At 66.8% G+C, this 11725-nt stretch carries 15 protein-coding genes; 6 read left to right on the top strand and 9 right to left on the bottom strand.

The genetic code is table 11. The features are described 5' to 3' along the window. Positions 1 to 106: 106 nt before the first annotated feature. Positions 107 to 640, top strand: coding sequence for an NUDIX hydrolase (locus tag VMI09_12415; protein HTQ25493.1), 534 nt, complete (start codon positions 107 to 109; stop codon positions 638 to 640). A 108-nt stretch (positions 641 to 748) separates the two neighbouring features. Here the strand turns inward: VMI09_12415 and VMI09_12420 are convergent, their stop codons facing one another. Beyond that, positions 749 to 958, bottom strand: a complete 210-nt coding sequence (locus tag VMI09_12420; protein HTQ25494.1) for a hypothetical protein — start codon at positions 956 to 958, stop codon at positions 749 to 751. A gap of 372 nt (positions 959 to 1330) precedes the next feature. Here VMI09_12420 and VMI09_12425 point away from each other — a divergent pair, with 372 nt between their 5' ends. The 4 genes from VMI09_12425 (at position 1331) to VMI09_12440 (ending at position 5055) form a co-directional block, all read left to right on the top strand. After that, positions 1331 to 3091 carry a gamma-glutamyltransferase family protein gene (locus VMI09_12425; protein ID HTQ25495.1) on the top strand — a complete coding sequence of 587 codons (1761 nt, stop codon included), beginning with the start codon at positions 1331 to 1333 and terminating at the stop codon, positions 3089 to 3091. 49 nt (positions 3092 to 3140) lie between these two features. Further along, positions 3141 to 4037: a cyclase family protein gene (locus tag VMI09_12430; protein HTQ25496.1), complete on the top strand. Its 897-nt coding sequence runs from the start codon at positions 3141 to 3143 to the stop codon at positions 4035 to 4037. Between the two features lie 267 nt (positions 4038 to 4304). Further along, positions 4305 to 4652, top strand: coding sequence for a glycine zipper domain-containing protein (locus VMI09_12435; GenBank protein HTQ25497.1), 348 nt, complete (start codon positions 4305 to 4307; stop codon positions 4650 to 4652). Positions 4653 to 4698: 46 nt separating this feature from the next. Further along, complete coding sequence (locus tag VMI09_12440) at positions 4699 to 5055, top strand: glycine zipper domain-containing protein (GenBank protein HTQ25498.1); 357 nt, start codon at positions 4699 to 4701, stop codon at positions 5053 to 5055. 119 nt (positions 5056 to 5174) lie between these two features. On the opposite strand, the gene VMI09_12445 is transcribed toward VMI09_12440, so the two are convergent. Next, the gene (locus tag VMI09_12445) at positions 5175 to 6014 is read right to left on the bottom strand and encodes a methylated-DNA--[protein]-cysteine S-methyltransferase (protein ID HTQ25499.1); all 840 of its coding nucleotides are present in this window, start codon (positions 6012 to 6014) and stop codon (positions 5175 to 5177) included. 36 nt (positions 6015 to 6050) lie between these two features. After that, on the bottom strand, positions 6051 to 6569 hold the full coding sequence (locus VMI09_12450) for an RNA polymerase sigma factor (GenBank protein HTQ25500.1): 519 nt from the start codon (positions 6567 to 6569) through the stop codon (positions 6051 to 6053). A gap of 156 nt (positions 6570 to 6725) precedes the next feature. Here VMI09_12450 and VMI09_12455 point away from each other — a divergent pair, with 156 nt between their 5' ends. Beyond that, a complete protein-coding gene (locus VMI09_12455) occupies positions 6726 to 7418 on the top strand; it encodes an NnrU family protein (GenBank protein HTQ25501.1) in 693 nt (230 codons plus the stop codon). A 24-nt stretch (positions 7419 to 7442) separates the two neighbouring features. On the opposite strand, the gene VMI09_12460 is transcribed toward VMI09_12455, so the two are convergent. The 6 genes from VMI09_12460 to ribH form a co-directional block, all read right to left on the bottom strand. Further along, a complete protein-coding gene (locus tag VMI09_12460) occupies positions 7443 to 8228 on the bottom strand; it encodes a TatD family hydrolase (GenBank protein HTQ25502.1) in 786 nt (261 codons plus the stop codon). Positions 8229 to 8252: 24 nt separating this feature from the next. Continuing rightward, entirely contained in the window at positions 8253 to 9494 is a 1242-nt protein-coding gene (gene ilvA, locus VMI09_12465) for a threonine ammonia-lyase (GenBank protein ID HTQ25503.1), read from the bottom strand. 22 nt (positions 9495 to 9516) lie between these two features. Continuing rightward, entirely contained in the window at positions 9517 to 9870 is a 354-nt protein-coding gene (locus VMI09_12470) for a hypothetical protein (protein ID HTQ25504.1), read from the bottom strand. Further along, complete coding sequence (locus VMI09_12475; GenBank protein ID HTQ25505.1) at positions 9867 to 10205, bottom strand: hypothetical protein; 339 nt, start codon at positions 10203 to 10205, stop codon at positions 9867 to 9869. The genes VMI09_12470 and VMI09_12475 overlap by 4 nt, the downstream gene beginning before the upstream one ends. Positions 10206 to 10281: 76 nt before the next feature. Next, on the bottom strand, positions 10282 to 11103 hold the full coding sequence (locus tag VMI09_12480) for a tetratricopeptide repeat protein (GenBank protein HTQ25506.1): 822 nt from the start codon (positions 11101 to 11103) through the stop codon (positions 10282 to 10284). A gap of 160 nt (positions 11104 to 11263) precedes the next feature. Continuing rightward, the coding region (ribH, locus tag VMI09_12485; GenBank protein HTQ25507.1) for a 6,7-dimethyl-8-ribityllumazine synthase at positions 11264 to 11725 on the bottom strand (462 nt) is incomplete at its 5' end.

The following is an 11725-nucleotide window of genomic DNA, read 5'->3' on the forward strand; positions in this document are numbered from 1 at the left end:
CGTGTCTCGACTCAAATATTGGCCTCTCCGGCGCGCGCGGGCAATTGCCTTGTGTGCGGGCGCTTTGCCCGCTTGCCTGCTCGGGCGATGACCGCAATGCTGGCGCATGGCGATAGAAAGACGGGAAGTGATGAAGCTCGGCGTGGTCGATTTGGGCGTCGAAAAAGCCGAATTGCCCAACGGCCTGACAGTCGACCTCGCCGTAATCCGCCATCCGGGGGCGAGCGCTATCGTCGCCCTCGACGAGCATAGCCGCGTGACGCTGCTTCGGCAGTGGCGGCACGCGATGGGCGGCTGGATATGGGAGGTTCCGGCGGGATGCCGCCGTGCCGACGAAACCGCGCGCGCCTGCGCCGAGCGCGAGCTTAGCGAGGAGGCCGGACTTGGTGCGCGCCGCTGGGACTACCTCGGTGCAATCGTAACGATCCCAAGCTTTTGCGACGAGCGCATCGAGCTTTACCTGGCACGCGAACTCGAGGCCGCGCCAGGCGAGCTCGACCATGACGAAGTCATCAGTGCCACGCCGGTCGCCTTGGACCGGGCACTGGCGATGATCGTGAGCGGTGAGCTCATCGATGCAAAGTCGATCGTCGCGCTGCTACGCGCCCGCGATTTCCTGACTGGCGCAGGATCAGCCTGAGTCGCGTTTTTGGGCCCGCCGTCGCCTGGTTTGCGACGATTGCCAATATTCGGACCCGCCCCTGGCTGACCGCGAATTACGCGGTCGCCCGCTAATCAGGCAGCGCTCTTACTCGACCGTCACTTCGTCCGGAAACAGGAAGGTGGTTGCGCCATCGTCAAACTGCACCAACAACATCCGGCGCCCGAGGTTGTCCACCGAGCGCAAAATGCGAGGTTTTTCTGTGTATCTGCTCAACCCTTCATGGTCTCGCACAGGCTTGAGCAAACGACAACGCCGCCCCACCGCCGCCTCGAAATTCATAGTTTCCATGTTCATCACTGTCCTTCCGCCCGCCTAGCTCCGCCGCCCGCATGTTGGAGAATCCCTCTGTGCCTTACTGGATAGCAATGATCGCGCCTATTGAATTAGACGCTTCGGAACCGACTTTCATTCCCCCACAACCTCGTTCGAAAAGCCAAATAACTCGGCCCTTCCCTCGAATTCCTAGTCCCTGGTTGTTAGCCAGGTTTGGCTGCGCAGTTACGCGCTCTTGATTTGCGGCGAGAATCGCGTCAGGTACAGGGTCGGACTGATTTGGGATAAACCGGTTTGGGATGAAAACTTCTGCGCCGCAGCACCATTTGGTTACTACTAGCACCATCTATCGTTAACAAACGCCCAGCCTCTAAGATACTCGTTATAAATGCCATGTCAACGCTATATCCCCTGATCATCGGCCGCGAGGTCGTCGCGTCCACCGAGCACTATCTCTCCGCCGCCGCCGCCGCCCGCATCTTCGACCGCGGCGGCAATGCGATCGACGCCGCCGTAGCAGCCACGCTCGTCGAAGGCGTCGTAAATCCCCACATGCACACCATCGGCGGCGAGGCGCCGATGCTGATCAAGACAGGATCGGCCGACCGGGTGGTCGCGATCAACGGCAATACGATGGCGCCCGAGCGCGCGACGATTTCCCACTATCGGGCGCTCGGGCTGGATCTCGTTCCTGGCGAAGGATTGCTCGCCGCCGGCGTGCCCGCGGCTTTCGGCGCGATGGCCTGCGCGCTGGAGAACTTCGGCACGATGACCCTCGCCGACGTCGCGGGTCCGGCGCTCGCCCTCTGCGAGGACGGATTTGCGATGCACCCGGGGCTTTGCGGCGACGACGCCTCGGTCGATGTCCCTGGCCTGGGGATGGGCTCGATCCACGCCAATGCCGAGGTCTTTCGGACGCGATGGCCTTCGACCGCGCGCGTATATATGCCCGGTGGCGAGCCGCCGCGCTCCGGCGACGTGATCAGGAATCCGGCGCTCGCGCACTTCTTCCGCCGCCTGCTCGACGCCGAAGCCGGCGCGCGCAACGGCGGCCGCGCGGCCGGCCTGCGCGCGGCGGTCGAGCGCTTCTACCGCGGCGACATCGCGCGCGAGATCGTCGCCCACTCCGAGGCGCACGGCGGACTGCTGGCGCTCGAGGACCTTGCCACCTTCGCTACCCGGATCGAAGAGCCGGCGAGCCGCACCTATCGTGGCTCAACCGTCTTCAAGTGCGGACCGTGGTCGCAGGGGCCGGTCTTCCTGCAGCAGCTTGCGTTGCTCGAGGGTTTCGACCTCGCCGCGATGGGCCATAACTCGGCCGCCTACCTTCATACGCTCATCGAGGCCGCCAAGCTTGCCTTCGCCGACCGCGAGGCCTATTACGCCGATCCAGAATTCGTCGACGTACCGCTCGGCGCGTTGTTCTCCGAGGGCTATTCGGCGCTGCGCCGCGCGCTTATCGATCCGAAGCGCGCCGCGATGGATTTGCGGCCGGGCGATCCGCGGGCGATGCGCGCCGAGTCGGACGCGCCGCTTGGGCCGCGTTCGTGGGGCGCCGGCACGACGCACGTCGACGCCGCCGACCGCCACGGCAACCTGATCGCGATCACGCCGAGCGGCGCGTGGCTGCGCAGCTCGCCCGTGGTCGAGGCGCTCGGCTTTCCGCTCGGCACGCGCCTGCAGACCTTCTACCTCGACGAACGCCATCCCAATGCCCTGGCGCCCCACAAGCGCCCGCGCACCACGTTGACGCCGTCGATGGCGTTGACGCGCGACGGCAGATGGATCGCCTTCGGCACCCAGGGCGGCGACCAGCAGGATCAATGGACGCTGCAGTTCTTTCTCAACCTGGCGGAGTTCGGGATGGACCTTCAGGAGGCGATCGAGGCGCCGCGCTACTCGTGCATGCATGCCCCGTCGTCGTTCTTTCCGCACGACGCTTCGCCCGGACTCGTGCGTATCGAGGACCGCATCGACGAGCGTGTGCGCGCCGAGCTTGCGGCGCACGGCCACAAGCTCGAGACGCGTCCGCCATGGTGCGACGGCAACGTGCTCGCGGTGTCGCGCGACGGTGCGCGCGGGCAGCTCAAGGCCGGCGCCGATCCGCGCGGACAGATCGCCGCGCTAATGCCGGCGCAGGCGATCGGGTGGTGACGGAGCGGGCCACGCCAGACGCAACAGACGCGCAACGATGAGGCGCGAAATGAGGCGCGAGACGATGCGCAAGACGATCCGGAAGCTGCCCCGTGCGATCGGCGTGATCGGCGCAATCGCGTCCGGCGCGGCACTCTCAGCTGCGGTTTTCTGGGCGCTGCTGGCTTCGACCGCCCCGCGCGTGCGGGCCCAGGCCGACTTTTTCAACCCGGCGAAAGTCATCGGCGCGCTCAGCGACCAGGGCAAAATCATCGACCTGACCTACAGCTTCGACGCCTCGACCATCTACTGGCCCACCGAAGGCGGGTTCGAGCACAAGTTCGAGTTGTTCGGGATGCAGCCGGGCGGCTACTTTTACGCCTCGGCCAGGTTTGCCGCGGCCGAACACGGCGGCACGCATATGGACGCGCCGCTGCATTTCAACCGCAACGGGATGTCGGCGGAACAGGTGCCGATGAGCTACTTCGTCGGACCAGCGGCGGTTATCGATTTTTCCGCCCGCTCCGAGAATTATCCCGATGCCACGCTCATCCTCGAGGACATTCACGCTTACGAAAGAACCCACGGCCAAATTCCTTCGGGAGCGATCGTCGTGGCGCGCTCGGGGTGGGGCCGCTACTGGCCCGACAAGAAGCACTACCTCGGCAGCGACAAGCCGGGCGACGTAACCGATCTCCACTTTCCAGGTTTCTCGCCCGAAGCCGTGAAATTTCTACTCACCGATCGGAACGTAATGGCGCTGGCGATCGACACGCCGAGTCTCGATCCCGGCAATTCGCGGGATTTTCCGGTCCATCGGATGTGGCTTGGCGCGAATCGGATCGGATTTGAAAATCTTGCCAACGCAGATAAACTTCCGTTCAGCGGCGCAACGATCTTCTGCATTCCGATGAAGATCGCCAAGGGAACGGGAGCGCCCGCACGCATTTTCGCGGTGCTCCCTTAAGGAATTCTCGAGGATTCCTTGTTTCCAGGCGCGCCCGAGCGGGCGCCGCATTATCTCTGCTGGGATTGGAAATACGATGCAACCGGTTGCATCGCCGCCACTGCAGGCAAAGCGATCTGGAAAAAGGTAGAATAGCCGAGGGCCGTCGGTGGCATAAAAACTGCTGCGCAGGGACTCGCTGGCGAATCGAGCGAATCAAGCAGGATCGCATACGGACGGGGCATGGAAACCAGGAAGACTACTTTACGTACAAGGAGGGGGCGAGCAATGCGCAAAGGCGTAGTCTCGACAATTCTGGTGGCGGTGGCGGCGGCTCTTTTGGTGGCCGGATGCTCAGGCGAGCCGTTATCGACGCGTGAGAAGGGAACGCTTCTGGGCGGCGGACTGGGTGCCGCGACCGGCGCGATTATCGGGGCCGCAGTAGGTGCGCCCGGCGCAGGCGCGGCGATCGGCGGCGCGATCGGCGGTGTTGGCGGCTTTGCCGTAGGCAACTCGATGCAGAACAACGAAAACCAGCAGGCGCAGACCCAGGGCCAGATCCAGCAGCAGCAGCAGGAACTCGAGCAGCAGCGCCAGCAGATCCAGCAGCTCAAGCAACAGCAGGAAACCGAGTGAGTCGTGCCGCGGCGGCCATGCGGCGGGGATGAGGCAGAGGGTTTGTATGGTCAAGGCGAATAATTTTCGCGCGGCTGCGGTGGTGATGGCGATACTTGCTGCGGCCGCGCTTGCCGGATGCGGTCCGCAGGGGATGTCAACGACTACCGAAGGAACGCTCGGCGGCGGCGTGCTGGGCGGCGGCGCGGGCGCGATCGTCGGCGCAGCGGTAGGACATCCGCTGGCCGGCGCGGCGATAGGCGGCGCGCTCGGCGCGGGCACCGGCTACGTCGTAGGCAACTCGCTCCAGAATCAGCAGTCCGCGACCGCGCAGCAGCAGGGGCAGATTCAGAACCAGGAGCAGGAGATCCAGAGCCAGCGTCTGCAGATCCAGCAGCTTCAGCAGCAGCAGCAGACCGAATAGGCTCGCCGAAGCAAGACCAGTAAGCGCAAGCGGCGTGGCGTCCTGGCGGGGCGCCGCGCCGCTTGCGCTTTTGATTTCTGCGCGCCTCGAGCGCTTTGTCTCCGCGCCGCGCACAAGCCTCAGACCGGACGGCAGAGCTTGCACGCGCGCAGTCCGGCGCTCTGCGCGCGGCGCGAATTCGCAAAGATCACCGATTTCGCGGGATCCGCGCGCATCGCCGCGTGACATTGCGGACGGCAGAAGATGTGCGTCACCAGATGCCCCATCACGCTGCCCGCCGGCAACCGATGATCGCGCGCCACGCTGAAGCCCTCGGCTCGCAGCAGCTTGATCTTCCGCGGCTCGCCGCCGCCATAGTTGCCGATCGTGCCGTCGGAGCGGATCACGCGATGGCACGGAACGTAGAGTGGCACCGGATTGGTGGCCATCGTGTTGCCGATCGCGCGCTGGCCCGACGGCGCGCCGACCGCCGCCGCCAGCGCCTGGTACGTGATAACCGCGCCGGGCGGCACCGCCCTGCGCAGCCGCATCAGCGCCCGCCGCTGAAAATCGCTCCGCACCAGGCTGAGATCGACCGGACGGTTGAGCGCTTGCAGGTCGCCCTTCAGATAGCGGCCGATCTCGCGCCCGATGCGCGCCGCGGTCTCGGGGTCTTCGACCACGTCGAAGCTCTCCCGCATCGCCGCGAGCGAGTCGGGCGCCTCGGCCACGTCGAGGAACTGCACGGCGAGGAGGCCGCGCGCGCTCTCGGCCACCAGGAGGCGGCCGACGGGAGAATCGATCACGCCGACGCGCGCAAGCGGCCGGCGCGCGCGGCCCAGCGTGCGCGCGAGCTTCGGACGCACCGCCCGCAACGCCGCATCGACCGTGGCGTCGTCGGGCGCGCTATCTGCCCCGAGCGGTCCGTCGTCGCCGAGCATTTCGCGCATCAGTATCTCGTCCTTGACCGTCTGATTCATGATCTTCACCGTCCCGGATATCCGCGGCCTGCGCATCTACCGGATTGCCTTGAGCTTTTTGAGCGCCTGGTAAACGCTCGCCCGCGCGCTATCGGCCGAGCACTCGAGCGCCGCGCCTATTTCCTCGTATTCGAGTCCCGCGAACTTGCGCATCACCAGCGCCTGATTCTGCTTGTTCGGAAGTCCTGCAATCGCGCGCCTGAGATGGATCATCCCCTCGTGTCCGCCGCCGCCGGGCGCCGACGCGGCAGCGCGATGGTCGCCGTCCGTCGGGTCGTCGCCATTGGTGATCACGCGTGCGCGCCGCACGTTGTCGCGCACGCGGTTGCGGCAGAGATTGGTCGCAATCCGATACAGCCACGGACGCAGGCCCTCTGCGGAGTCTAGTTGCGGATAGGCGCGGTAGGCGCGGAGCCACGTTTCCTGGAAGAGATCGAGCGCGTCGTTCTGGTCCCGCGTCATCCGCAGCAGGAAACGCATGATCTCGCGCTCGTGGCGGCTGACCGTCTCCTCGAAAGGCGGCGGCAGATTGAGCTTCTTTGCCGTGGCTTCCATGACAGAGGTTATAACCCCCCAATCGGTCCGGCGTGAATCGCCTCCAGCGACGCGGCCGGGGCGCGGCCGGACCCTCTATCCTGCCGGGTCGCCGCGCGACTAAAGTTGACGGCAGCCGCGAGGACGCGTTTCGCCCTTTTTGTCCGAGAGGGAGCGATGGGAGCCGTCGGGATGATAGCGCTATGGGCCGTGTTGTTCCTGGCGGGACATTTCATCCTGTCCGCGGACGCCGTGCGCGGCGCGATCGTCGGAGCGACCGGCGAGCAGCCCTTTCGCGGGATCTATTCGCTGGTCGCGCTCGGCACCTTCATCCCGCTGGTGGTCGCCTTCGGCCATCACAAGCACGCGGGTCCGATGCTCTGGTATCTGCGCGGTGTCGCGCCGCTGCGATGGCTCGTGTGGCTGCTGATGCTGGCCGCGCTCATCATGTGGGTCGCGTCGCTGATTACTCCTAATCCGGTAGCGCTCGGCGCGCCGGACAATCCGACGCCGCGCGGGATGCTCAAGCTGACGCGCCATCCGGGCTTCGTCGCGTTCGCGATCTTCGGCTTCGCGCACATGCTGATGAACGGATGGGTGGGCGACGTGATTTTCTTCGGCACGTTTCCCGCACTCGGCATCTTTGGCGGCCTGCATCAGGACCGCCGCAAGCTGCGCTCGATGGGCGAGCGCTACCGCAAGTTCGTCGCAGAGACCTCGTTCATGCCTGGCGCGGCGCTGCTGAGCGGACGCCAGCGATGCGATCCGCGCGAGGATTTTCCTCTGCTGGCGGTCGTCATCGGGACGGCGCTGACGATCGTCCTGGTCGCGATTCATCCGTGGGCCTTCGGCGGCCATCCGCTGGGCTAGGGCTCGGCGCCGCAAACGCAGCGCTCAGGCCGCCGGCAATCTGAACAGGCGGGCGGCGTTGGCGCAAATGCGCGCTGCGAGCGCCGACGGATCGGCGCCGCGGAGCGCCGCCATCGCCTCGAACGTGCGGCGAACGTACGCGGGCTCGTTGGGCTTTCCGCGATACGGCTCCGGCGCGAGATAGGGCGCGTCGGTCTCGATCAGCAGGCGGTCCTCCGGCACTACTTTAGCCGCTGCGCGCAGCTCGTCGGCCTTCTTGAACGTAAGAATTCCCGAGAACGACACGTAAAAACCGAGTTCGACGAAGTCCCGCGCCGCGCCGGCGTCGCCGGTGAAGCAATGGATCATCCCGCCGGCGGGCGGCAGTCCGGTCTCGCGCACGATCTCGCACAGCCGCCGCTCGGCGTTGCGGCAATGAATCATCACCGGACGGTCGAGCGCGCGGGCGAGTTCCAGGTGCCGCCGCAACGCCCGCTCCTGCGCGTCGGGCGGGGAATGCATGTAGTGAAAATCGAGCCCGGTCTCGCCGATCGCGACCACTTTCGGCGACCTCGCAAGCCCGGCGAGCGCGGCGATGCGCGCCTCGTCGCAATCGGCGGCGTTGTGCGGATGGACTCCGACGGCGGCGAAGACCCGCGGATGGCGCTCGGCGATCTCGACTGTCAGCCGGTCGGTCTCGATGGTCTCGATCGCTCCGACCGCGACGATGGTTCTGACCGCCGCCGCGGCCGCGCGCGCGAGCGCGCCGTCCAGATCGGGATAGAGCCGCGGGTCGGCCAGATGGCAATGCGCGTCGACGATGGGGTCCATACTAACTTTTCGGGCGGCACCGGCTCATTCTTCGATCAGCAGATTGTGGCCGCTTGCGGCGAGCGCCTCGCGGATGCGCTCGATATGAGCGTGACCGCGCGTTTCGAGCTCCAGGGTCACCCGCGCGCCGCCAATCCGGACGTCGCGCCGCGTGCGGTCGTGCTGAATCGCACGGACGTTGGCGCCCTGCTCTGTGATCGCGGCCAACAACCGCTGCAGCTCGCCAGGCCGATCGCGCATCTCGACCGTTAGCCGCATCAGCCGCCCCGCCTTGGCCAGCCCGTGCCCGATGATCCGATCGAGGAGATTGACGTCGATATTGCCGCCGCTTACCACGATCGCCATGCGCCGCCCGGCGAGCGCCGCGCCGAGCTTGAGCGCCCCGGCCAGCGCGGCCGCGCCCGCGCCCTCGGCCAGAAGCTTCATCCGCTCGAGCACCAACAGCACCGCCTCGCCGATCTCGAAGTCGTCCACCGTAACGACGCGGTCGAGGCGGTTGCGCACGATTTCGAACGGCAAGCGCCCGACGCGCCCGGTGGCAAGGCCGTCGGCGATGGTGTCAACCGCCGTCGGCACGGTGCACGGCGCGCCGCGCTCGAGGCTGAGGCTGAGTTGCGGGCTGCCCGCCGCCTCTACGCCGATCAACTTCGCGCGCGGCGCGCGCGCGGCAAGCGCGATTGCTATCCCGGCGAGGAGGCCGCCGCCTCCCACCGGCACCAGCACGAAGTCGGGCGTGAGTTCGTCCGCGATCTCAAGGCCGACCGTGCCCTGGCCTGCGATCACGAACGGATCGTCGTAGGCGTCGACGAACAGCGCGCCCGTGCGCGCGCAGATTTCCCCGGCCGTGCGGCGGGCCTCGAGGTAGTCGATGCCGGCGAGCTCGACGGTCTGGCCGTAGCTCCGCGTGGCGTCGATCTTGGCGATCGCGGCCGTCGTCGGCATCACGATCGTCGCGCGCACGCCCGCGCGCGAGGCCGCCCAGGCGAGCGCCTGGCCGTGATTGCCGGCCGACGCCGCGACCGCGCCGCGCGCGGCCTCGGCGGGCGCCAGCGACGCGACGCGGTTATACGCGCCGCGAATCTTGAACGAGCCGGTCTTCTGCAGGTTCTCGGGCTTGAGGTAAACCTCCGCGCCGGTCATCCGCGAGAGCGTCTCGCTGCGGATGAGCGGGGTCGGTTTGACGATTCCCGCAAGGCGCGCGCGCGCACGTTCGAGGTCTTCGATGGTGACGCTTTCGGGGCTCGCCGCGCTCATTGGTTTTGCCATCCGCGCCGCCCGCGGGCCGCGCTCAAGTCCGATGCTGGTGCGGCGTGAAGCGGCGCTCGCGCGAAGGGCCGAAGGAACTCCCGTCGAATTCGACCTGCACGCATTCGCCGGTGCGCCAATCGAGATCGAGCAGCAGGTGGCGCACGGCGCGCCGTTTAACCGCCTCGATCAGCGAGGCGACCTGCGCCTGGTCGGCGGGATCGATCGCGGCGGTCTCGGCGGCGTCGAGATGACTTGCGGCCACGAACTCGCGCGCGCGGGCTTCGCTGGAAAATCCGAGCACGCCGGCCCAGTGCGTGCCTTGTTCCTGATAGACGATCAGCGCGCCCGAGGCGTCGAGCAACAGGTGCAATTCCTTTGCGGCGAGCGCACTCAAGCCGTCTCGATCCTGAGGCGGCCGGCGCGCAGCGCCTCGGCGCGCTCGTGCACCAGCGCGGGATAGGTGTAGTAATGGCCGCCGCTTAGGCGCAGGAACGATGCGACGTCGACCTCATCAAGGCGCATCGCCGCGATTTCCTCCTCGGCCGCGGTGCGGCTCGGGGCCTTCAAAATCGCGTCGTAGATCGCGCGCGCCTGCGCCGAGAGAAAATCGTCGCGGGGCGGCAGGGCCGCGGGCGAAAGTTTGCCGGCGTGGAAATTGTCCAGGATGTAACGCAGCGCCTTGAGTTCGTGGCGCAGCACGTCGATTTGCTTCAAAGTCTTGTCGGGCATCACCCGCAAGCTTATCGCCGGGGCGCGGGTCAGTTCAAATGCAGCGTGGAGAGCGGCCCTGGCCCTGCGGAACGGGCTAATTGCGGGTCAGGCGATGGACCATACCGAGATGGCGCAGCGCGTCGCGCTTGCGGCCCATCGCCTCGTACAACTCGGCCAGGTTGCGATGCGCGGCGAGCGAGAGCGGATCGCATTCGGTCGCGCGCAAGAAGCTCCCGAGCGCATTCTGCTGGTCCTCGCGGCGGCGGTAGAGCAATCCCAGCCGGATATGGACGTCGGCGTTGGTGGGAGTGATCGCCGCCGCGCCGAGCAGCGCGCGCAGCGCGCCGGAGAGGTCGCCTTCGCGCTCGAGCAGATCGGCAAGGTCGATATGCGCTTGGTAGTTTCCCGGCTCGCGGCCCAAAAGTTCGCTGTAGAGCGTGAGTGCGCGCAGCGGATCGCTCTCCGCCAGTTTGCGCGCCTCCTCGAAGCGCTCGCGCACGCGAGCGGGACCGAAGCGCTCCTCGACTTTGCCGGGCGGCGGCGGCGCCTCGAAGTTGAGCAGGACCTGCCCGCTCATCGCCTCGACCATCACGTTGCCGTCGCGCACCACGATCTGGCCCTCATAGTTGGCGAGCCTGAGCGAGGTAACCGGCCTTGCCGGCCCGAACATCCCGCGCACACGCTCGAGGCATCGGCGCACCGGGTCGAGATGATGGCGCGTCGGGAGCAACTCTTTGGCGAGCCGCATCACCAGCAGATCGTCGAAGCCGAAGCGCATCTGGCGGCCGCCCTTAAAGGGCCGCACCAGCGAGCGCCTTACCCAGTACCGAATCCGGTCGGGCGAGATGGCAAGGATGCGCGCCGCCGCACGCGTCGAAAAGGTGTGCGCACGCTTTGCCGCCGCTTCGTCCAGCATCCCCGCCACGGACCGAAGTATAAGAAAATAATCTACGGCGTCTCAACGCCGCCCGAAACGATCTTTTAACAGCGCCCTGTTGAGAGCGCGGCGGTGGCCGCAACGGCCCCGAACGCTCTTCGGCAGCGGAAAGCGGCCGCCAGGTACGCGGCAGGCAGCGCTATTCGCCGATTTCCTTGAGCGTCCGCGCCATCCGCACCGCCGCCTCGACCGCGTTGCGCGCGTTGTCGATACGGTCGAGCGCCTGCTCGCGGGTCATCCCCGGCCCGGTCATCCCCAGCGCGACGGGCTTGTCGAACTGCAGCGCCAGGTCGGCGGCGGCGCGCGCGGCGGCGTGGGCCACGATCTCGTCGTGCCCGGTGTCGCCCTTGATCACGGTGCCGATAATCACCACCGCGTCGACGTCCTTGCGGCGCAGCAGCTTCTTGATCGCCGGGCCCATGTCAAAGACGCCCGGGACGTGGACCACGTGGCTGACCTCGACGCCGAGGAAGGCGGCATGGCGCCGCGCCCGCTCCTCCATCGCGGAGGTCACGTCAAAGTTGAACTCCGACACTACCATCGCGATTTTCACGTGCCGCTCCTCTCCTCCAGGTGGATCGCCTCGCGAATCTCGACTCCG

The sequence above is a fragment of the Candidatus Binataceae bacterium genome, from assembly GCA_035500095.1.
Classification (GTDB): Bacteria; Desulfobacterota; Binatia; order Binatales; family Binataceae; genus JAKAVN01.

Bases quoted from the DNA above. Each gene is read 5' to 3' on its own strand.
- VMI09_12420 (HTQ25494.1), bottom strand. From the start codon at position 958: ATGAACATGGAAACTATGAATTTCGAGGCGGCGGTGGGGCGGCGTTGT.
- VMI09_12455 (HTQ25501.1), top strand. From the start codon at position 6,726: ATGGGAGCCGTCGGGATGATAGCGCTATGGGCCGTGTTGTTCCTGGCG.
- VMI09_12440 (HTQ25498.1), top strand. From the start codon at position 4,699: ATGGTCAAGGCGAATAATTTTCGCGCGGCTGCGGTGGTGATGGCGATA.
- VMI09_12430 (HTQ25496.1), top strand. From the start codon at position 3,141: ATGAGGCGCGAGACGATGCGCAAGACGATCCGGAAGCTGCCCCGTGCG.
- VMI09_12450 (HTQ25500.1), bottom strand. From the start codon at position 6,569: ATGGAAGCCACGGCAAAGAAGCTCAATCTGCCGCCGCCTTTCGAGGAG.
- VMI09_12480 (HTQ25506.1), bottom strand. From the start codon at position 11,103: ATGCTGGACGAAGCGGCGGCAAAGCGTGCGCACACCTTTTCGACGCGT.
- ilvA (HTQ25503.1), bottom strand. From the start codon at position 9,494: ATGGCAAAACCAATGAGCGCGGCGAGCCCCGAAAGCGTCACCATCGAA.
- VMI09_12460 (HTQ25502.1), bottom strand. From the start codon at position 8,228: ATGGACCCCATCGTCGACGCGCATTGCCATCTGGCCGACCCGCGGCTC.
- VMI09_12425 (HTQ25495.1), top strand. From the start codon at position 1,331: ATGTCAACGCTATATCCCCTGATCATCGGCCGCGAGGTCGTCGCGTCC.
- VMI09_12435 (HTQ25497.1), top strand. From the start codon at position 4,305: ATGCGCAAAGGCGTAGTCTCGACAATTCTGGTGGCGGTGGCGGCGGCT.
- VMI09_12445 (HTQ25499.1), bottom strand. From the start codon at position 6,014: ATGAATCAGACGGTCAAGGACGAGATACTGATGCGCGAAATGCTCGGC.
- VMI09_12415 (HTQ25493.1), top strand. From the start codon at position 107: ATGGCGATAGAAAGACGGGAAGTGATGAAGCTCGGCGTGGTCGATTTG.
- VMI09_12475 (HTQ25505.1), bottom strand. From the start codon at position 10,205: ATGCCCGACAAGACTTTGAAGCAAATCGACGTGCTGCGCCACGAACTC.